21 protein-coding genes are annotated in these 19,829 nt (G+C 40.7%); 7 read left to right on the top strand and 14 right to left on the bottom strand.

Going from position 1 to position 19,829, the window contains the following annotated elements; genetic code table 11:
* The first annotated feature begins 479 nt into the window (after nucleotides 1-479).
* Complete coding sequence (locus tag FTU64_RS09960; protein ID WP_180055942.1) at nucleotides 480-1,622, top strand: hypothetical protein; 1,143 nt, start codon at nucleotides 480-482, stop codon at nucleotides 1,620-1,622.
* Nucleotides 1,623-1,699: 77 nt separating this feature from the next.
* Here the strand turns inward: FTU64_RS09960 and rplT are convergent, their stop codons facing one another.
* Nucleotides 1,700-2,059, bottom strand: a complete 360-nt coding sequence (gene rplT, locus FTU64_RS09955; RefSeq protein WP_004647525.1) for a 50S ribosomal protein L20 — start codon at nucleotides 2,057-2,059, stop codon at nucleotides 1,700-1,702.
* Between the two features lie 11 nt (nucleotides 2,060-2,070).
* Nucleotides 2,071-2,265, bottom strand: coding sequence for a 50S ribosomal protein L35 (gene rpmI, locus FTU64_RS09950; RefSeq protein ID WP_065994397.1), 195 nt, complete (start codon nucleotides 2,263-2,265; stop codon nucleotides 2,071-2,073).
* A gap of 223 nt (nucleotides 2,266-2,488) precedes the next feature.
* Here rpmI and FTU64_RS09945 point away from each other — a divergent pair, with 223 nt between their 5' ends.
* From FTU64_RS09945 to FTU64_RS09935, 3 genes are all read left to right on the top strand, one after another.
* Nucleotides 2,489-3,742 carry an MFS transporter gene (locus FTU64_RS09945; RefSeq protein WP_180055953.1) on the top strand — a complete coding sequence of 418 codons (1,254 nt, stop codon included), beginning with the start codon at nucleotides 2,489-2,491 and terminating at the stop codon, nucleotides 3,740-3,742.
* 104 nt (nucleotides 3,743-3,846) lie between these two features.
* On the top strand, nucleotides 3,847-4,581 hold the full coding sequence (locus FTU64_RS09940; RefSeq protein WP_180059696.1) for an energy transducer TonB: 735 nt from the start codon (nucleotides 3,847-3,849) through the stop codon (nucleotides 4,579-4,581).
* A 60-nt stretch (nucleotides 4,582-4,641) separates the two neighbouring features.
* Nucleotides 4,642-5,388, top strand: coding sequence for an energy transducer TonB (locus tag FTU64_RS09935; RefSeq protein ID WP_180059695.1), 747 nt, complete (start codon nucleotides 4,642-4,644; stop codon nucleotides 5,386-5,388).
* Here the strand turns inward: FTU64_RS09935 and FTU64_RS09930 are convergent.
* Nucleotides 5,376-5,804: a YqaA family protein gene (locus FTU64_RS09930; RefSeq protein ID WP_111884728.1), complete on the bottom strand. Its 429-nt coding sequence runs from the start codon at nucleotides 5,802-5,804 to the stop codon at nucleotides 5,376-5,378. The genes FTU64_RS09935 and FTU64_RS09930 overlap by 13 nt on opposite strands.
* Before the next feature lie 12 nt (nucleotides 5,805-5,816).
* On the bottom strand, nucleotides 5,817-6,101 hold the full coding sequence (locus FTU64_RS09925) for a hypothetical protein (RefSeq protein WP_078192639.1): 285 nt from the start codon (nucleotides 6,099-6,101) through the stop codon (nucleotides 5,817-5,819).
* Between the two features lie 181 nt (nucleotides 6,102-6,282).
* On the opposite strand from FTU64_RS09925, the gene FTU64_RS09920 reads away from it, so the two are divergent.
* A complete protein-coding gene (locus tag FTU64_RS09920) occupies nucleotides 6,283-6,696 on the top strand; it encodes an energy transducer TonB (protein WP_180059694.1) in 414 nt (137 codons plus the stop codon).
* A 28-nt stretch (nucleotides 6,697-6,724) separates the two neighbouring features.
* Here the strand turns inward: FTU64_RS09920 and FTU64_RS09915 are convergent, their stop codons facing one another.
* Nucleotides 6,725-7,342 carry a glutathione S-transferase N-terminal domain-containing protein gene (locus tag FTU64_RS09915; protein WP_168378472.1) on the bottom strand — a complete coding sequence of 206 codons (618 nt, stop codon included), beginning with the start codon at nucleotides 7,340-7,342 and terminating at the stop codon, nucleotides 6,725-6,727.
* 315 nt (nucleotides 7,343-7,657) lie between these two features.
* On the opposite strand from FTU64_RS09915, the gene FTU64_RS09910 reads away from it, so the two are divergent.
* Nucleotides 7,658-8,119, top strand: coding sequence for an Hsp20 family protein (locus tag FTU64_RS09910; RefSeq protein WP_168378471.1), 462 nt, complete (start codon nucleotides 7,658-7,660; stop codon nucleotides 8,117-8,119).
* A 698-nt stretch (nucleotides 8,120-8,817) separates the two neighbouring features.
* On the opposite strand, the gene infC is transcribed toward FTU64_RS09910, so the two are convergent.
* The 4 genes from infC to FTU64_RS09890 form a co-directional block, all read right to left on the bottom strand.
* A complete protein-coding gene (gene infC, locus FTU64_RS09905) occupies nucleotides 8,818-9,366 on the bottom strand; it encodes a translation initiation factor IF-3 (protein WP_078192643.1) in 549 nt (182 codons plus the stop codon).
* 5 nt (nucleotides 9,367-9,371) lie between these two features.
* Nucleotides 9,372-11,294: a threonine--tRNA ligase gene (gene thrS / locus FTU64_RS09900; protein ID WP_078189589.1), complete on the bottom strand. Its 1,923-nt coding sequence runs from the start codon at nucleotides 11,292-11,294 to the stop codon at nucleotides 9,372-9,374.
* A gap of 326 nt (nucleotides 11,295-11,620) precedes the next feature.
* Nucleotides 11,621-12,772, bottom strand: coding sequence for an alanine racemase (locus tag FTU64_RS09895; RefSeq protein ID WP_180050170.1), 1,152 nt, complete (start codon nucleotides 12,770-12,772; stop codon nucleotides 11,621-11,623).
* Between the two features lie 57 nt (nucleotides 12,773-12,829).
* Nucleotides 12,830-14,110 (bottom strand): D-arabinono-1,4-lactone oxidase, encoded by a 1,281-nt coding sequence (locus tag FTU64_RS09890; protein WP_180050166.1) that lies wholly within the window; start codon nucleotides 14,108-14,110, stop codon nucleotides 12,830-12,832.
* Nucleotides 14,111-14,644: 534 nt separating this feature from the next.
* On the opposite strand from FTU64_RS09890, the gene FTU64_RS09885 reads away from it, so the two are divergent.
* Nucleotides 14,645-16,285 carry an acyl-CoA synthetase gene (locus FTU64_RS09885; RefSeq protein WP_180050163.1) on the top strand — a complete coding sequence of 547 codons (1,641 nt, stop codon included), beginning with the start codon at nucleotides 14,645-14,647 and terminating at the stop codon, nucleotides 16,283-16,285.
* A gap of 175 nt (nucleotides 16,286-16,460) precedes the next feature.
* On the opposite strand, the gene yjgA is transcribed toward FTU64_RS09885, so the two are convergent.
* From yjgA to panB, 5 genes are read right to left on the bottom strand one after another with little or no spacing between them, the layout of a single operon-like run.
* Nucleotides 16,461-16,994, bottom strand: coding sequence for a ribosome biogenesis factor YjgA (gene yjgA / locus FTU64_RS09880; protein ID WP_078189593.1), 534 nt, complete (start codon nucleotides 16,992-16,994; stop codon nucleotides 16,461-16,463).
* Between the two features lie 2 nt (nucleotides 16,995-16,996).
* Nucleotides 16,997-17,266, bottom strand: a complete 270-nt coding sequence (locus tag FTU64_RS09875; protein ID WP_067763492.1) for an HPr family phosphocarrier protein — start codon at nucleotides 17,264-17,266, stop codon at nucleotides 16,997-16,999.
* The gene (gene rapZ / locus FTU64_RS09870; RefSeq protein WP_078189595.1) at nucleotides 17,263-18,114 is read right to left on the bottom strand and encodes an RNase adapter RapZ; all 852 of its coding nucleotides are present in this window, start codon (nucleotides 18,112-18,114) and stop codon (nucleotides 17,263-17,265) included. Before rapZ ends, FTU64_RS09875 begins: the two co-directional genes overlap by 4 nt.
* Before the next feature lie 22 nt (nucleotides 18,115-18,136).
* A complete protein-coding gene (panC, locus tag FTU64_RS09865) occupies nucleotides 18,137-18,985 on the bottom strand; it encodes a pantoate--beta-alanine ligase (RefSeq protein ID WP_078192648.1) in 849 nt (282 codons plus the stop codon).
* A gap of 3 nt (nucleotides 18,986-18,988) precedes the next feature.
* Complete coding sequence (gene panB / locus FTU64_RS09860; protein ID WP_180020987.1) at nucleotides 18,989-19,798, bottom strand: 3-methyl-2-oxobutanoate hydroxymethyltransferase; 810 nt, start codon at nucleotides 19,796-19,798, stop codon at nucleotides 18,989-18,991.
* Nucleotides 19,799-19,829: the final 31 nt, after the last annotated feature.

Below are 19,829 nucleotides of genomic sequence, written 5' to 3'. Positions count from 1 at the left end.
TCTGCATCGATATTGATAAAGTCAGGTTCAATTGCAGTATAAAAACACACTTTTCACAGACTATATTGATCCAATAATTTTTCAGTTGGTATTTATCCATTCATTTATGGCCGTCCCCCCTATCTGCACGCCTTATAAAAAAAACAGATTCTAGCTGTCCCCAGATGAATGAATTAATTCTGCCCGCAATTATGATGAACATGCGCAATATAAATACCTTCCCGTTCTGAGCGAAAAGCACCGTGTGCATGTGCGGGCCTTCAACTGAGCATTAAACAAACCGGCCAGGCAACAAGATCGAAGCTAAACATTGAAATCACGACATAATACGCACAAACCGTGGCTCGGGGCGCAGCACCTACCTAGCCTATTCATTTTCAGATATAATTTAGCGCTAAGCATCGATCAAATATTCAAAATTTAAATATAGTAACCAAACACTTAAATATAAAATTTCAACATAATTATTATGAGACTTTATGAAAACAGAATTTGACATTTATGCTAAAAAACCGCTGATTTCATGGCCAACAATTTTAATGCTTATTTTACTAGGCATTGCGATGGTCTTTATTATACCTTTTTTCAAATGGTTTAGAGATCAAGCTCAACCGCTTAACGTCAGCATAGTGATTGAATACCTGCAATTCACCCTAAAAAATTTCCCGATTTACAAGCTGCAAGCCGATCATGCCCAGCTGATCCTGCTCTACATCGTATCTATAATTGTCATTGATTACTTAAAAACGCAGATTAAACTGGTCATTACGCCTGATAAAATTTATTACCGCTTGTGGAAAATACCTCTCAGCACATTCATTCAGCGGCAGGAGGTAGAATACTGTCAATTTGCCATTCTTGGTATAAAACGCCCAAAACGGATCTCATGGCTGCAGCGTCCTATTTATCAGACTGCCAACAAAGAAAATCCACAGCTTTTATTCTTCCCCCTTAAAAATGTTCAATCTCAACTGCACCTTGCATGCTTAAGTGAACATGAAAAAGGGCAGCTGATTCAAATACTCAAACAATATTATAATTTTCAGGATGAGATTGCGGCGCTGACGCTTTCTCAAGAAGATCTGCAAAATTTAATTCTGCAAACCAAGATCAGCTCGCGGATCGCCTACCTGATTATCGGCAGCGTTCCTATTGGTATTTTGGGCTTATATTTAAACGCGCAAGCGCAGTTCTTTTACATTTCCAATTATCCGGTTTTGCTGTGTTTGGCCATTATTTTTCTGCTGATTTTCATTCCAAGCGTATTGTGGATACAAAAAGATATTCCCAAAATGGCGTTTACAGGAAGCGTGCTGTCCAGTACATTTTTAACGCTGAGCCTGAGCTTTTTTCTAATGCCGGTATTGCATAGTTATTATGCTTTGCATTTTGGCACTCATAAAATGACCGATGCGCAATTACTCTCAATGGATGCAGATGGTCAGAAATGGTTGTTATTAGACAACCAGCAAACTTTTCATATTTTACCCAAAACACCTTTCTACAACACGCACTTTAAAATAAATGCAATTTATGAATTTCCCATTTATTATCATTGGCATAACTATCATTTTCAGCACCGAGACCTTGCTTATGTCCAGCTTAAAACAAAAACCGATTAATATTGGTTAAGCTTACATAAGAATTTAAAGCCCAAAAAAAGACCGCTAAAAGCGGTCCCTTTTTAAGTCATAAAGACTTATGCAGCTAATGCATCTTTAGCTTTAGAAGCTAAAGCAGCAAACGCAACTGCGTCATGCATAGCGATGTCAGCAAGTACGCGACGGTCGATAATCACTTGAGCTTTTTTCAAGCCAGCGATCATACGGCTGTACGACAAACCATTTTGACGAGCACCAGCATTGATACGCGCAATCCATAGAGCACGGAATTGACGTTTCTTTTGACGACGGTCACGGTAAGCATATTGACCTGCTTTGATTACTGCTTGGAACGCTACGCGATATACGCGTGAACGAGCGCCGTAGTAACCTTTAGCACGAGCAAGAATTTTTTTATGACGGCGATGAGCCTGTACACCACGTTTAACACGAGCCATTTATAATCTCCTTAGATGTATGGGCACATACGGCGAACTGAAGCAACGTCACTTACGTGAACCATTACACAGCCGCGTAATTGACGGATACGCTTAGCAGATTTTTTGGTCAAAATGTGTCGTTTGAACGCTTGGTGACGTTTAAAACCGTTTGCAGTTGGCTTGAAGCGTTTAGCTGCACCACGGCGAGTTTTCATCTTAGGCATAAGAACCTCTTTTGAACACCTGTTCGGCACGTCTGCACCATTGCAAAGACGCCCTGCAGGTAAGGGAGCGAGTATTCTAAAGCATCTTTGCTCAAAACAAAAGCGAATCTTTCTACCGAATATCGAACTTAATTAATTTTCTGATATAGATTTTCCGATGATTTTATAAGCGATGCCCAATAAGGCTTATATAATGTCGGCACGCCAACTATTACTGTCCATTATGAAACCTGCACAGGATGCTTTTGCAGCCCTACGTTATCGGGATTTCTCGATTGTTACGCTCAATCAATTTTGTCTGACCTTAGCCATTTTGATTCAAGAAATTATTGTTGCTTACTCACTGTATCAAATCACTAAAGACCCGCTAACACTGGGCTTAATTGGTTTAGCCGAAGCAATTCCTTTTATTGCTCTCTCTTTGTGGGGAGGATACTTTGCAGATCGTTTCAATAAACAGACCATTATGAAAATTTGTCTGTTTTTTTCTGTACCGATGCCACTGATTCTTTGGGGGTTATTTCACCAATACGGTCTCGGCCAAATTGATGTCACCCAACTGTCTTGGGGTATTTATGCGGTCATTTTTGGGCTTGGAACGATCCGAGGTTTCTATAATCCCTCGGCAACGTCGCTTAAACCTTTTTTAATCCCGCGGGAGCTCTATGCCAATGGTGCAACATGGACAACGATTGGTTGGCAAAGTGGGGTGATTATTGGGCCAATGCTTGGCGGTTTTATGTTGGCATTTTTAGGTCGTGAAACCAGCTTACTCAGTGTTGCGGCGCTACTAACGGTCTGCTTCGTTCTCATTTACCTACTCAATAAACGCAGTTTTCCTAAAATTGAATCTGACAATTTAAAAGATAGTTTAAGTGAAGGTTTTCGTTTTATCTGGAAAACCAAAATTGTCCTTTGGGCGATTTCACTCGATTTAGTTTCTGTGCTTTTTGGTGGCGTGATTGCCCTCTTACCGATTTTTGCCGAAGATATTTTAAAAGTGGGGCCTGAAGGTTTAGGCTACTTACGGGCAGCACCGTCTATTGGCGCCCTGATCACCATGATTGCATTGACCAAATTCCCTCCAACTCATCATGCATGGCGTAATATGTTATTGGCTGTAGCGGGTTTTGGTGTATTTACCATTTTATTCGCATTTTCAAGCAATCTTTGGTTATCACTCTTCGCACTGGCAATGACCGGCGCATGTGACAGCATCTCCGTGGTGGTTCGCCAAACCATTTTACAGCTCTACCCGCCGGAAAATATGCGTGGGCGTGTTGCCGCGGTCAATGGCATGTTTGTCTCCAGTAGTAATGAACTTGGTGCATTTGAATCTGGATTGGCTGCCAAATATATGGGCACGATCATGGCGACACTTTTTGGTGGTTGTATGACCATGGCTGTTGTTGCAATCAGTTGGGCAAAAACCCGTGACTTGTTTTGGATCGACATTACCCATCAGTCAAAAAAATAATGGCATATTTTCCATTTAAACCTTGCCAGTATTTCCAATACAGGAAATACTGCGCAGCAATATCGACGCATTCATCACTCACTTAGTGATCTTAGAATAGACTTATGAAACAATATCTGTGCTTAACCCTTTTGGCCTGCGCTCCATTTTCTACAGCGTTTAGTGCTTCAACCAAAACCCATCAACTTCCGGCACAGAATATTGAAGTTGCTCCTGTACATTTAACTACACGCTTAAATTGGTCGGTTTTTCCAAAGCCGGTATATGCCAATGAAGACCTCAAGCAACGTGACCGCGCAGCCATTATTCGTGTCACAGCGAATGCAAAAGGTACAATTACCGATGCAAGTGTTGAAGAAAGTACAGGTGTCGATCAACTCGACCGAATCTTAATTTCTGCTGTCAAAAAAGCTAAAGTCAAACCACATTTAGAAAATGGTGAAGCCAAAGCCATTATTGGCTATCAAGCGTTTAATTTGAGAGTTAAAGGCAATACGCCTGAATGTGATTTCAACTTTGATTCAAAAGTTTGGAATGCACAAAGTGCAAATAAGAAAACGCCATTCCAATATGTATCTCAACCAAAATTAGATCTCACTAGTCATGAGTTGAAACAGCATGATCGTAAAGTCAAATTTAACTTTAAAGTGGATAAACACGGACAAGTAAAAAAGGTCAAGATCAAGCAAAGCTCTGGCATTTATGCACTCGATCAGAAAGTCGTTGAAGCACTAAGAAATAGTCAGATCTCGGTTAAACGTACTGCGAGCACCCTTTGGATCTATAAAAAGTCGAACTTTAAAGATGAAATTCAATTTAAAGTGAATGGCTGCTCATAATCTCAATTTTTAGCGGCATTAAAATAATGAATTGGCGTGCCGCGCACTGATGGAATGACTATGTTGAAACAATATACAGCAATAGGTCTAATGCTCTGTGCAAGCACAGTGATGTGCACGCAGTATGCTGCCGCTGAGACTGCGCCCGCCAGCGAAGTAAAAATATTGCAAGACAGACCTGTCAGCTGGATGCGCGCACCCAAAGTTAAATTTGAGCCAGGAGATCTGGAAGGACGCCCTAGATTTGTCAATGTCGCAATTGATGCAGACAACTCGGGCAACATTACCGCAGTCAAAATCATCACCAGTTCAGGCTTGCCAGATTTGGATGATATGGTCATTAACGCGGTAAAAAAGGCACGCTTCAGGCCTTATATAGAATCGGGCATCAGCTATCCCTTCCGAGCGACGCAGCCATTTGAATTTAATGCTGATGACTATTCATCGACACGTAAAACACCAAAAAGAAAGCCCATCAAAACCTGCTGGGCTGATTTTGAGCCCGAGGGCTTGCAGCTCCAACAGTCTGGCCAACATAGAACATTTCAATACAAAGACGTCCCCGCAATGAAGCTGCCGATGACGGAATCTGAAGCAAAACAATTCAGCATAGATTTTAGTTTTAGCGTAGATCATAAGAACCAAATTTCCGATATTCGTTTAATACAAAGTCCAAGTGATCCAATTGCCCGCTTGCTATTAAAGAAATTTGAACTGGCAAAAATCGAAGCGCCACGTAAGTTTTATCAGATCTTTAAAATTCAATTTAAAGAGCGCATTCAGCTGAAAAATATTCAATGTAATTGAAAAAATAGCCCGTAGATAAACAGATAACGTCCAATTTTGGCGATACTGACCAGTGTGAAAAATCGCCAGAAGTTTTCTTTCATTAAACCCGCGATTAAAGTAATTGGGTCTCCAATAATCGGCAGCCAACTCAGTAGCAAAGACCAATAACCATATTTGTGATAAATACCCTGTGCCTGCTGCATTTTCAGCTCTGACACGGGAAACCATGTTTTATTTTTATAATGTTCTACTTTTAAACCGAGCCACCAATTCACACAAGAACCGAGAATATTACCAATACTGGCCACCACAATCAGCAGCCATGGATTATGTTGACCATAGCTCAACAAGCCGAGCAATACGGCTTCGGACTGTAAAGGAAGTAAGGTCGCAGCCCCAAATGCCGCGAAGAATAAAACTAAAAATGACCACATCGAAACGAATGCTTAGAGACCTAATTTTTTCTTCGACTTCAAATATTCAAAATTTGACCAAAGCACTGCTGCAACAATTACAACGATTCTCGACCATTTATATTGTGAAGAAATCGGTTCAATCGCAGCCCGCATCAAGTTTTGATCTTTGGTATGTAAATCTGCAAGAATATTTTGAACATGCACAATTTCAGCGACAAATAGCACTAAGCAGCCTGCAATACCAAAAATAATACTCCAATAGATTCTTGGGTTATTTTCAACAATACGGGTAAAATTTAAGAAAAAGTCTTTCATCGCAAAATCGTCCAACTAAGCCGTCAACAACGCGTTCTTTTCGGCAGCGCCGCATTCTAACACAGCGTTAGAATTTTCTTCCGTCCTATCTAAAATCTTAAGGGGAGTCTTTCCGCACTTTACTTTTATACATGAGACTTCTAATCTGCCACGCAAATATTGAATAATTTTAACTCACTTTATGAAAAAAATTCTTTGCTTAAGTTTTATTGTGTTATTACAAATTTTGACCGCTTTATATGCACAAAGTCCTTCTGAAGTTGCCAAACAACACGTGATTACACAAGATCAAATGATTTGGCAAAAGCGACCTATCTTTAACTTCAACAATGACGATCTGGGCAATCAAAATCGTGACCTTAGTTTTAAATTGTATGTTTTAGCCACCGGCGAAGTTCAAAAAGCTGAATTAATCAAAAGCTCTGGACTTACACACATTGATAAGCGGGTTGAGCAGTCACTTTTACGTGCCAAGTTCAAACCTTATATCGAAAATGGTGTAGCCTCCCCCTTTGTTGCCTTACAGCCCTTCTCACTCAAGCCCCTGAAAGAAAACCAAAGACCTTGGTGGAAAAAGCTTCTATTTATTTCGTAAAAAAAGAGCATGTTTCCATGCTCTTTTTTTAAACGTGTATTGCTAAGGCTTTTTGTACCGCTGGACGGGCCGTCAGTCGATCGATATAGTCTTTCACGTATGGATAATCTTCCAGCTGAATTTGCTGCCATTCATGACGCAGTGCCCAAGGCAGAATAGCCATATCTGCAATCGAATACTCTCCAGCCACAAATTTTTGACCAATCAACTGATGGTTCAAAACTTTATATAAGCGTTTAGATTCATTTACATAACGTTCAGTTGCATACGGAATACGTTCAGGTGCAAAACGACTAAAATGATGATTTTGTCCTAACATGGGCCCAAAACCACCCATTTGCCACATCAACCATTGTTCAACTTCAACGCGCTCAAACTCATCTTCTGGATAAAACAAACCTGTTTTACGTCCAAGATATTGCAGAATCGCACCAGACTCAAAAACTGAAATTGACTCTCCTCGTGGGCCATTCTGATCCACGATTGCAGGGATTTTATTGTTCGGAGAAATTCTCAAAAAGTCTGGCTGAAATTGATCATTTTCCAAGATATTAATCGGAAAAATTTGGTATTCCAAACCCATTTCTTCTAAAGCGATGGTAATTTTATGTCCATTGGGTGTACCCCAATAGTAGAGATCAATCATCTATATTCCTTTTTAATTTTCAGTAAGGCAATCTCATTTTGCTTTATGTATAACATGTTTAATCCAGTGAAAGCTTGTCAGTTTTTCTGAAAAGTAACGTTAAAATGTGAATTATCACTTTGCTTTTAAAATCACTTAAGGTACAAAAATTCAAAAAATATAATTTTTTTATAAAAATCCCTTGAAAAAAATCAGCACAGACCGATATTGATACATGTACAAGGATCAAACGATCTTGTTAGTGAACAGTGGATGCCTAGCATCACTGAACATTTCTTATTGTTACAACTTTGCTTATTAAAGAGAGTTCTAATTATGAGTAGTTTAAATCTTAACCCACTTTTCCGTCGTAGCATTGGTTTTGATCGTTTCAACGATTTATTTGATTATGCCATGCAAAGCGACACACCAAATTACCCGCCATACAATATTGAAAAAACGGCTGAAAATAGCTATCGCATTGTGGTGGCAACCGCAGGTTTTACAGAAGATGAACTTTCGCTAAACTTAGAAAATCAAGTGCTAAGCATTTCAGGTAAACCAACTGAAGCGCAAGATACAACTGTGGAATTCCTGCATAAAGGCATTGCTCGTCGTACATTTAAACTGTCTTTACGCTTAGATGAACATATAGAAGTGCAACAAGCCCTATATGAAAATGGTTTATTGACAGTGGACTTACAGCGTATTATTCCTGAAGAAAAACTACCACGCCAAATTCCAATTGGCAAAAAGGCATTGATAGAAAGTCCTGTCCAAGAAAATAGCGCTGAATAAGCCCCCATCTAAAAAGACCCTTCGGGGTCTTTTTTATATTAAGAGAATTAGTTAGATTCAAAACATCACAAAAAAGAATCAAAATCATCCCATCTCAAAAATATAGTGTCTCGATTCCAATTTATATGTTTCGTTTTTTATCTATTCTCAACTTAATCTTACCCATAGGTGTTTTTAATGAATCCTTGGTGGGTCTGGCTTACAAGCTGTTCATCTACTCTTTTTAAATTTTGGCGTATCTTGCAAAAAATAATCCTACGTTCTATTTCTATGCACTATGCTTTTTTCTCATTGCTTTTGTGACATGGAATATACGACCTAATATTACCAAGATGAAAATCTATTGGAGGGTACTGAAAACCCCTATTTCACGGCCTGTTTTATGTAAATAGATCTCACATAGTTAGCTCAATAAAAAGCTTTGCTCACTTTATACCTACATTAAAACTAAATTAAAGCATTTCAAAACGTCTGAATCGAAACAACGATTGAATATCAATTAAAATATAATCAAATTTGTCTTTCTTAAAGAAACTTACTTAATACCCTCAGACATAAGTTCGCATTGATGAATTTTGCTCTATTTTCCAATCAATACGCAGCAAAAATTATTGGTACCCTTGAACATCATTGAGATTAAAAAACCAAAATATAGGCAAAAAAAAGCACTGCAAATGCAGTGCTTTTTTAATGGATACTTACTTTTTCTTTTTAGGACCAAGCAGCATACCCATTTGACGGCCTTCCATTTTTGGTGTTTGTTCAACAACACCATAGTCAACCACGTCAGCTTCAATTTTTTGCAATTGAGCCAAACCTAACTGTTGGTGTGCCATTTCACGACCACGGAAACGAAGCGTGATTTTTACCTTATTGCCTTCTTCAAGGAACTTGATAATGGCACGTAGTTTAACGTTGTAGTCACCAACATCAGTACCAGGGCGTAGCTTGATTTCTTTCACCTGTACTTGATGTTGTTTTTTCTTCGCTTCTTTTTGCTTTTGTTTTAGATCAAACAAATGCTTGTTAAAATCCATGATTTTGCAGACTGGTGGCTCAGCATTAGCAACAATCTCAACAAGGTCAAGATCTACTGCTTCTGCAGCACGCAAAGCGTCAGCAAGAGATACAATCCCTTTTTGCTCGCCATTTTCGTCTACTAGACGGACTTCTTTTGCACGAATTTCATCATTCAAGGCAGGACGGTTTGATTTTCCGCCCTGTTGATTACGGTCAGGCTGTTTAATCGCTTTTACTCCACAATGTACCGGCCGCGTTCGGCTACGGCTGCTTTTACTAGGTCAACGAATGCATCAATTGACATAGTACCCAAATTTTTTCCAGAGCGAGTACGGACGTTTACAGTACCTTCCTCAACTTCACGGTCCCCAAGAACCAATAAGTAAGGAATACGCTCTAAAGTACGTTCACGAATCTTAAAGCCGATTTTCTCATTTCTCAAGTCTGAAATCGCGCGGATACCGCTTTCTTTAAGTTTAGCGACGACTGACTCACATGCTTCAGCTTGTGAATCGGTAATGTTCATCACACATGCTTGAATTGGAGACAACCAAGGTGGCATGAAACCAGCATAGTGTTCAATAAGTATACCAATAAAACGCTCGAAACTGCCAAGTATTGCGCGGTGCAACATTACAGGCTGATCACGGTCGTTATCTTCAGTCACATAAGATGCGTCAAGACGTTCTGGTAAGTTAAAGTCACATTGAATTGTACCGCACTGCCATACACGACCTAAGCAGTCTTTCAATGAGAATTCAATTTTCGGACCGTAGAATGCGCCTTCACCCGGTTGAAGTTCCCATTCTAGGCCTGCAGCATCTAAAGCGTCTGCCAAAGATTTTTCTGCCATATCCCAAAGTTTGTCATCACCCACACGTTTTTCTGGACGTGTCGACAACTTCATTTGTACTTCTTCAAAGCCGAAGTCTTTATAAACATCTAATGTCAGTTTAATAAAGTCTGCAACTTCAGTACCGATTTGTTCTTTGGTACAGAAGATATGCGCATCATCTTGTGTAAAGCCACGTACACGCATAATGCCGTGTAATGAACCCGATGGTTCGTTACGGTGACATGAACCAAACTCAGCCAAACGAATTGGAAGATCACGGTAAGATTTCAAACCTTGGTTGAAGACTTGCACGTGACATGGGCAGTTCATTGGTTTTACAGCATAGTTACGGTTCTCTGAGTGAGTCGTAAACATGTTTTCAGCATAGTTTGCTGCGTGACCTGATTTTTCCCAAAGTGTGAAATCAACCACTTGCGGTGTACGGATTTCTTGGTAACCGTTGGCTTGTTGAACTTTACGCATGTATTGTTCAAGCACTTGGTAAATCGTCCAGCCGTTTGGATGCCAGAACACCATACCCGGCGCTTCTTCTTGCATATGGAACAAGTCTAACGCTTTACCAATTTTACGGTGATCGCGTTTTTCAGCTTCTTCAATACGTTTGATGTAGGCAGCTAGCTGCTTTTTGTCCGCCCAAGCTGTACCGTAAATACGTTGTAACTGTTCGTTTTTCGCATCACCGCGCCAGTAAGCACCAGAGATTTTAGTCAACTTGAACGATTTTAAGAATTTAGTATTTGGAACGTGCGGACCACGGCACATATCCAAGTAGTCTTGATGGTAGTACAAGCCCATTTCAGTTTCTTCAGGCATGTCTTCGATCAGACGCAGTTTGTATTCTTCGCCACGTGCAGTGAACTCTTTGATCACTTCATCACGTGGAGTCATTTTTTTGATGACATCATAGTCTTGGTCGATGAGCTTTTTCATGCGCTCTTCGATTGCTGCCATGTCATCTAAAGTAAACGGACGTGGCATCCAGATGTCATAGTAGAAACCTTCTTCAATGACAGGACCAATGACCATCTTTGCTTCTGGGAACAATTGCTTAACTGCATGACCCACCAAGTGCGCACAAGAGTGACGAATGATGTGAATACCATCTTCATCTTTAGGCGTGATAATTTGTAGGCTAGCATCTTCTGTAATTAAATCAGACGCATCAACTAAACGATCGTTTACACGACCAGCAACTGTATTTTTTGCTAGACCAGGACCGATGCTTTGAGCAACTTCCATCACAGACACGGCATGATCAAATTCTTTTTGATCGCCATTTGGCAAAGTGATAATTGGCATATAAAAATCCTTAAGGAGTGATGCCCCGTACAATGGAGCATGTCACCGCGAGATTATGATCGAGGGAGACCCTCAAAAGATAAAAACGGTGGATAAATAAAATTCGACCTAAATTTTACACGCCCTGCCAACTTTAATAAACCTCTAATCCCATGGAAGTTGATTTTTCTACCGCCTTTTACAAGACTCCTGATAATTCAAGCAGATTTCAGCCGAAATGCGCTTTATGCTGTCAACATAATAATCACGTTCTCATTCATAACTGATGTTACGCACGTAAAAAAAAATTGCGAAACAATTGAACCAAAGAACGTAATGACGCTTTTTTATTCTCTGAATGTCTCTAAGGCGATCAATTGATCTGATTGATACAACCAAAGCTGTGCAAATTGAGGGATGATCATTTCACTTTGCGCAGGGCGTAAAAAAATATAATCATCTATGTCTATGCTACTTGTCTGCGGAATTTGCACAAGTTCCTGATTACTACTTCGACCATATAATGCATGGGGCTGACTGCCTTGAGGATAAACATAGTCCCCTCGCCAATAGCCTCCATAAATAAACACAGCCTGAGATTTTGCCCAACGACTGAGCCATTCTAACTGTGGTAATTCTGTCCTTGGCAACACTTTTAACACGGGTGTGGCGAGCCACAAGGCACTTTGGAAAGCGTGTAAATTTTTCAGTTCAAAATCTGCAGGTTTTAATAACATCGAGCCAAACGAGACTTCGTTACAGACACTCTGCTGACAATGAAAACTAAAACTAGGACTACCACCACCATTCCAACAGGTGTGTTCATCACATAAAGTTGGATAGTGCTGTTGTACATAAGCTTTGAATTGTTGATAACTTTTCTGGGATTGTTGATAAGTCTGTTCAGCAGATTGAATCAGTCGTGGAATCTTCGCCACATGTGCGTCATAGCCCATCAATCCTGAAAATTTTAAATGTTGAGGATGTTGAACGATTACATCCAAAATAGCCTTTAGCTCATCGATCGTTTTCAGACCACCGCGGTGTAAACCCACATCGATTTCAATATTAATGCGTAGACACAGTTGATGCTGCTCAGCAAATTTGAGGTATTGGGCTAAACGCTGTTCACTATCAATCAGCCATTGCACTTGCGATTGCGTTGCCTGCAAAAACGCCTTGTCTGCATGGTTCAAAGCCTGAATCGGCATCGGTTTTCCAAACAACACATCGGTTTGCGGCATCGACTCAAAAAGTGTTTTCAGATGTGCAAAATGAAATAGCATGAAACGCTGTGTCTGAAGCTGTGTAGCACAGTGTTGAAGCAATGCCATGCAGGCCAATGATTTCACCACCAAGCGCGGATGCAGACTGTGTGGTATCTGCTGCTGAGTGATCACCAAGTTGTGATTTAATGCGTCAACATCCACGATTAACTGCGGCATCCCAGTGCCGTTTTGCTTTAGCAGCGTATTCAACTTTTGAAAATATGCATCCATGCCATCCCCTTTTTCATATCGTTCAATTGGTCTTCAACGTTTAACTTTCCACGATGCTTAATCAATCAGTAACTGCTGTAGCTCGGGACTGAGCCACTTTTGCTGAGGATCTAATTCTTGTCGAATATTCAAAAAATCTTGCCACTTGGGGTACACATTTTGAAGCTGCCGCGCATTTAGGCTATGCAATTTCCCCCAATGCGGACGCCCGCCATATTTTAAAAAAATCGGCTCCACGAGCTTAAAGATGACTTGATAATCTTGCTTATAGAACTGATGCACCGAAATTGAGGCCGAATCTTGCTGATAAAACGGACTGAGCCAAATATCATCCCCACGTACAAGTCGATATTCTAGCGGAAAAAACATCGGAACCTTATGTCGTCGAAGGGTATGCAAAATTTCTTCTAAACAATTCATCCCGTGTTGCAGCGGAATCTGGTATTCCATCTCATTAAATTTGGTACTTCGAGTAGAAGGAAAAATTCGACTTGACCAGTCTACGTTGATCGAAGGTTTGACAAAAACACCTAATAATTTTTGTAGCCATGGATTCAGTGGTGGAAAGAATCGCGTCAATTCTGCACAAAATTTGAGTAATACGTCGTCATCTAAGCACTGTTCTTTCCGCGGTTGAAGGTTATCTTCCGTCTCATCTAAGGTTTTTAAAATAACCTGATCGGCATGACTAAATGCCCAGAACTCAATATGTCGATGTTCATATTGCCATTGCTGCATATTTTGCATGACGTCTTTCAGCGGACATAATCGCGTTTGTTCTTTGAGTTTATACATCGGTCGATTTTGCAGCTGTACATGCGTCAGCACGCCTAAACTCCCGAGTGAAACACGCCCTGCTTGGAAAATTTCGCTATTCTGTTCAGCACTGCATTGTATTAATTCGCCCTGCGCGGTTAATAACTCAAACCCCTTAACCAGTGCCGATAAACACGGCAATTCGAGTCCTGTGCCATGTGTCCCTGTTGCGATAGCTCCAGCCAAACTTTGACGATCAATATCTCCTTGATTGATCAGTGCCTGATCAAAAGACGCGAGCTTCTCGCCCAAATCAAATAATCGTGTGCCAGCTTGGACGGTACTTTGGCAGCGTTCAGCATCGATATCTAGAATACCTTTGAGATGATCTAAACTTACTAAGGTATCTGTGGTTTTTGCCAAAGGGCTAAAAGAGTGCCCTGCGCCAACCATACGAATCTTAGGTTGGGATTGAACCACCTCCATTAACTGCTCAAGATTTTTCGGTTGTATAAATGACTTCGGGATCGACTTCTGAGCACCTGACCAATTTTCCCATGCAATGTCGTGTTGAATTGTCATATTCATCCTTATCGCCATACTTTTTATTGTATTCAGCCGTATTGTTTTATTTTTGATTTCCGCTTTTGCAATGTTGATGCACAAGCCATCTTGATTTTTTACTTAGATTATACGAAGTTCAGCATCTACTCAAATTTAAGTTTATTGTTATAAAACAGCAAATAATCCATAAATCAAAGAGATAAAACCATTCGTTTGAAAGCCCTGACAGACTTTTAAGGACGCTCTAGATTATTCGTTAAGCATCATTCAAACCGAATCAACAAAGAGGATCACACACGGAAATATCTGCCAAATTAGTATAAAAAACCAACAAACCCTGTATATTTTTCAACTAAATTATTTATGCTAAAAAATCAATTTTGAGAACCACAGGGTTCATTTTCGTCACCTTATTGTTTTTATTATGTTAAATTTCAATCACTTAAAAATTTAGTGTAAATACTCGACTAAAGCATAAATGCAGAGAAGCTGCGGACTGAATTATTGTTAAGTCAGATTTAAAACAAATAGACATGGACTTGGAGTACCACGATGGTTAGCGCATACGATGAATTGCCACGGACCCCGGCAAATTTTGTGGCACTTTCGCCTCTACGTTATTTAGAGCGTGCAGCCTATATTTATCCTGATCAGGATGCCATTATCCACGGCAATCGTCATATTTCATGGCGCCAAACGTATAACCGCTGTCGTCAATTTGCACATCAGTTGCAACAATTAGGCATTGGCAAAAACGACACCGTGTCTGTGTTATTACCGAATGTTCCGGCTATGGTTGAAGCACACTTTGCCGTACCGATGGCGGGTGCAGTATTGAATACGCTAAATACACGCCTTGATGCAAAAACTATTGCCTTCATGCTGGAACATGCTGAAACCAAAGTCCTGTTGGTTGACCCTGAATTCACTCAGGTTGCCACCGAAGCTTTAGCTTTGATCGATCAAGACATTTATGTCATTGATGTTGCAGATGCTGAATTTGAAGGCACAGCACAACCGATTGGACAAATTGAATTTGAAGACTGGTTGGCGCAAGGCGATGCCAACTTTGAGTGGCACTTACCTCAAGATGAATGGGATGCGATTAGTTTAAGCTATACCTCGGGTACCACAGGGAATCCAAAAGGCGTGGTGTATCATCACCGCGGCGCATATATCAATGCAGCGAGTAACATCATTGCTTGCGGCATGACGCCACGTGCAACGTATCTGTGGACGCTTCCTCTATTCCACTGTAATGGCTGGTGCTTTGCTTGGACAATGGCAGCCAATGGTGGAACCAATATTTGTCTACGTAAAATCGACCCTGAACTGATTTTCAAATTGATTGCAGAACACAAAGTAGATTATTTCTGCGGTGCGCCAATCGTACTTTCAATGATGATCAATACGCCTGAAGAGAAAAAAGCACAATTTGACCATCGCGTTGAAGTGATGGTTGCTGGTGCAGCGCCACCTGCAGCGATTATTGAAGGGATGCGTAATATTGGTATCAATGTCACACATGTTTATGGTTTGACTGAAACATATGGTCCATCGGCACTTTGCGCATCGCAAGCTGGTTGGTCTGATCTTTCCATTCAAGAACAAGCACAGTTGCATTCTCGCCAAGGTGTGCCATACCCGCTTCAAGATGGCATGAAAGTCATTGATCCTGAGACCATGTTACCTGTTCCGCATGATGGCCAGACCATGGGTGAAATCATGTTCCGTGGCAACATCGTAATGAAAGGTTATTTGAAAAACCCAGAAGCAACGGCTGAAGCCTTTGCCGGTGGCTGGTTCCATACCGGCGACTTAGCAGTCTGCCAACCTGACGGTTATGCCAAAATTACTGACCGCTCTAAAGATGTGATCATTTCAGGGGGTGAAAACATTTCATCGCTCGAAGTAGAAGAAATTCTATATCAACACCCTGCTGTACTGACAGCTGCAGTGGTTGCAAAACCTGACCCTCGTTGGCAAGAAGTGCCTTGTGCCTTTATTGAATTAAAAGCAGGTAAAGAAGCAACGCCTGAAGAACTGATCGAATTCTGTAAGCAGCACCTTGCACGTTTCAAAGTACCTAAAGATGTAGTGATTACCGAAATTCCAAAAACCTCGACAGGTAAACTTCAGAAGTTCGTTCTCCGTGAATGGGCTAAAGAGCGCGCTGTTGGTGAATTTGGTTAATGTTAAAACTCAAAAGCCAAGCATGATTTTTTCAATCATTTAAGCAAAAAAAGCGACCTAATCAGGTCGCTTTTTTGATGTGAAGTCTATAACTTCACGTTTTGCTTCAATGATCAGATCATGTTGAATTCTCTGATCATTGAGCTATCTAAGTACTTGGCTATCTAATCATGCATTAGTTATCAGATAATAAAGCCACTTGTTGAATGTAGTTAAACAATTTCAACTTTGACGCAGTCAGTTCTTCTTCGCTTACATTTTTTGCTATATCACGTTGAATACGCAAAATATGCTGACGAATAGGATGATGTTCAGCAGCATTATGTGCTTTCATGAACTCTTTAATGACGGGATCACCTTGGGCAATCATACGTTCAGTCCAGCGTTGAAGCTGCGCTGTTTTTTTCGCACCTTGCTGCGGGGTTAAGTAAGATAAAATCATGGTTTCATCTTCATTACGCAGCAATTTACCTACACGTTGAAACTGACGGCGTCGTGCTTCATGTGAAGTAATTGTTTGTGCATCTAGTAGTGCTTCGATCAGACGCTCTTCAACAGGAAGATTTTTAATCTGTTTAGGATTCAGTTTTGCAAGTTCCTCGCCCAAAGCAGCCATACGTTGTACAGCTTTCTTTTGCTCAGTTTTACTTGCACGTCCTTCTAAGGATTCAAAGTCTTCTTCGGTATAGCGGTTCGGTCGACGTGCCACGTTTAATCTGCCTCGTAAAATTTTGCTGCAAACAGTGCTTGAATTTCAGATAAAGCTTTTTCTTCATCTGCACCTTCAATCACTAAGCGTAAAGTTGTGCCCTTGCCTGCGCCAAGCATCAGCAAAGACATAATATTTTTGGCATCTACTAATTTTCCACCCTTACCAATTTGAATCGACGAGCGAAATTTGGTCGTGACTTCGATTAGCTTGCCAGATGCACGCGCATGTAAACCCAGTTTATTAATTACGTCAACAGTTGTGTCGATCATGACCAGTGCTTCATTTCTCTATGTAGAACCTGAATAGACCATTTTGCCTCAAGTGCTTTTTTTAGTCTATCTACGATATATACCGAACGGTGTTGCCCACCTGTACAACCGATCGACACCGTCATGTAATGACGATGCCCTTCGGCAAATGCCGGCAGCCATTTATCCAAGAAATTATAAATATCTTGGAACATTTCATTGGTTTGTTCACTTTGCTGTAAAAATTGACGAACTGGCTCATCTAATCCTGAATACTTACGTAATTCCATATCCCAGTGCGGATTGGGCAAATGACGGACGTCAAAAACATAATCTGCATCGAGTGGAATACCATGCTTATAGCCAAAAGACTGTAAGATCAAAATTAAATTATCTGCCTGTCCAAGTTTAGACAGCAAGGTATGTTTTAAATCATGTACACTCTTATCTGTAGTATCAATATGTACTGTCGAGCGTAATTGAATCGGCAACAGTAAAGATTTTTCTTCCTGTATGCACTCATTTAAACTTTTGAAACGACTTGCCAACGGATGGGGACGTCGAGATGAACTGAATCGCGCAATCAATTCCTGATCACGCGTGGTCAAATAAATAATATCGACTGAGCCATGGCGTTGTAGCTGTTGAAAAACCAAATCGAACTCTTGTAAATCTGCACGTGTACTGCGGACATCCACACCCAGTGCCAATTGTTCAAGATTATTTTCTGAATCAAGTTTTTCAACAATTTCGGGGAGTAAGGCCAATGGCAAATTATCGATACAGTAATAGCCTAAATCCTCAAGTATCTGTAATGCAGATGACTTTCCAGATCCAGATTGTCCTGTAACAATTAAAATGCGCTTCATCGCTTGCTACCCCATAGCCGTTTTAAACTGCAGTATATTTAACCTGCATATTATCAATAAGACGTGTTGCGCCTAATTTAGCCGCAATAAACAACACCACGTCTTGATCAAATTCTTCAATTTTCTGTAATTCAGGTGTACGTGCTTCAACATAGTCCACAACAAAACCCGCTGCTGTCAATGTTGCTTTAATATTCGCTAACACATCTGCCAGTTGAGTTCCAGCATGTAATTCTGCCTCAGCCGTTTTCAAGCTTTGGTAAATCGTTGGTGCAATCGCACGATTTTCCGCACTTAAATAACCATTACGTGAGCTCAATGCTAAACCATCTTCGGCACGAGTAATCGGCACACCAATCACTTCTAGTGGAATATTTAAGTCACGTACAAACTGACGAATCACTGCAAGTTGCTGGTAATCTTTTTGCCCAAAGAATGCAAAATTCGGTTGAACAATATTAAAGAGTTTTGTCACAACAACAGCAACACCGTCAAAATGACCCGGACGCTGTTCGCCACACAAATCATTGGTAATGCCGCCCACGCTAATATTGGTTAAGCGCGGTTTGTTGCCATACATTTGTTCAACAGTCGGCGCAAACACGATGTCACAACCCACTTCAGCCAATAAGTGCTGATCTTGTTCCAAAGTACGTGGATAGTTGTCAAAGTCTTCATTTGGACCAAACTGAATTGGGTTAACGAAAATACTCACCACCACGACATCACACAGTTTACGTGCTTCACGAACTAAATTAAGGTGACCTTCATGCAAGTTCCCCATCGTTGGTACAAAACCAATGATTTTGCGCGCAGCACGTGCTGGATTTAGCGATGCACTTAAACCTTGAATCGTTGTTTCAGTTTTCATGTCTTACAGCTCAATTTGGAATGTATGTTCTTTGGCAGGGAAACTACCATCAAGTACGGCAGTATGATACGCCTTAAACGCATCCACAATTGCTGTTTCCCCTGCTTGCTCTTTCATAAAGTTGCGAACAAATTTCGCCACGTGACTAAACGTCAGTCCCAACATATCTTGTTGAACCAAGACTTGAGCATCCGTTTCTGCACCGGCACCGATCCCAATCACAGGTGTATTTGGGAATAATTCACTAATTTCTTTACCCACTTGGGCAGGAACACATTCCAAAAGTAAAATTGCTGCACCTGCATCAACCACAGCTTTACAGTCTGCAATGAGTTGATCCGCAGTTTCGCGTGTACGTGCTTGCACTTTATAACCGCCAAACACATGAACCGATTGCGGAGTTAACCCTAAATGCACACACACTGGAATACCATTACGGGTCAATACTTCAACTGTTTCTGACAACCATGCACCACCTTCCAATTTGACCATCTGTGCGCCTGCTTGCATCACAGTCTTTGAATTTACTAAAGCGTCATTCAAAGTGGCATAGGTCATAAAGGGCAAATCAGTCAAAATAAACGCATGTTTATTGCCACGACGCACTGCTGCAGTGTGATATACCATATCTTCAACAGTGACAGGTAAAGTCGAGTCATTCCCTTGAATGGTCATCCCCAATGAATCACCAATCAGAATACTATCGACTTCAGCAACTTCCATTGCTTTTGCCATGCTCGCATCATAGCAAGTCAGGCAGGAGAATTTGCGGCCTTCCGCTTTAAATTTTTTCAAGTCACTTAGACTAATCATTTCAATATTCCTCAGATGACGGCTTTCTCAA

The sequence above is a fragment of the Acinetobacter sp. YH12128 genome (assembly GCF_013418655.1).
GTDB classification, from domain to species: Bacteria; Pseudomonadota; Gammaproteobacteria; order Pseudomonadales; family Moraxellaceae; genus Acinetobacter; species Acinetobacter amyesii.
This window is presented reverse-complemented; position numbering and strand designations above follow the sequence as displayed.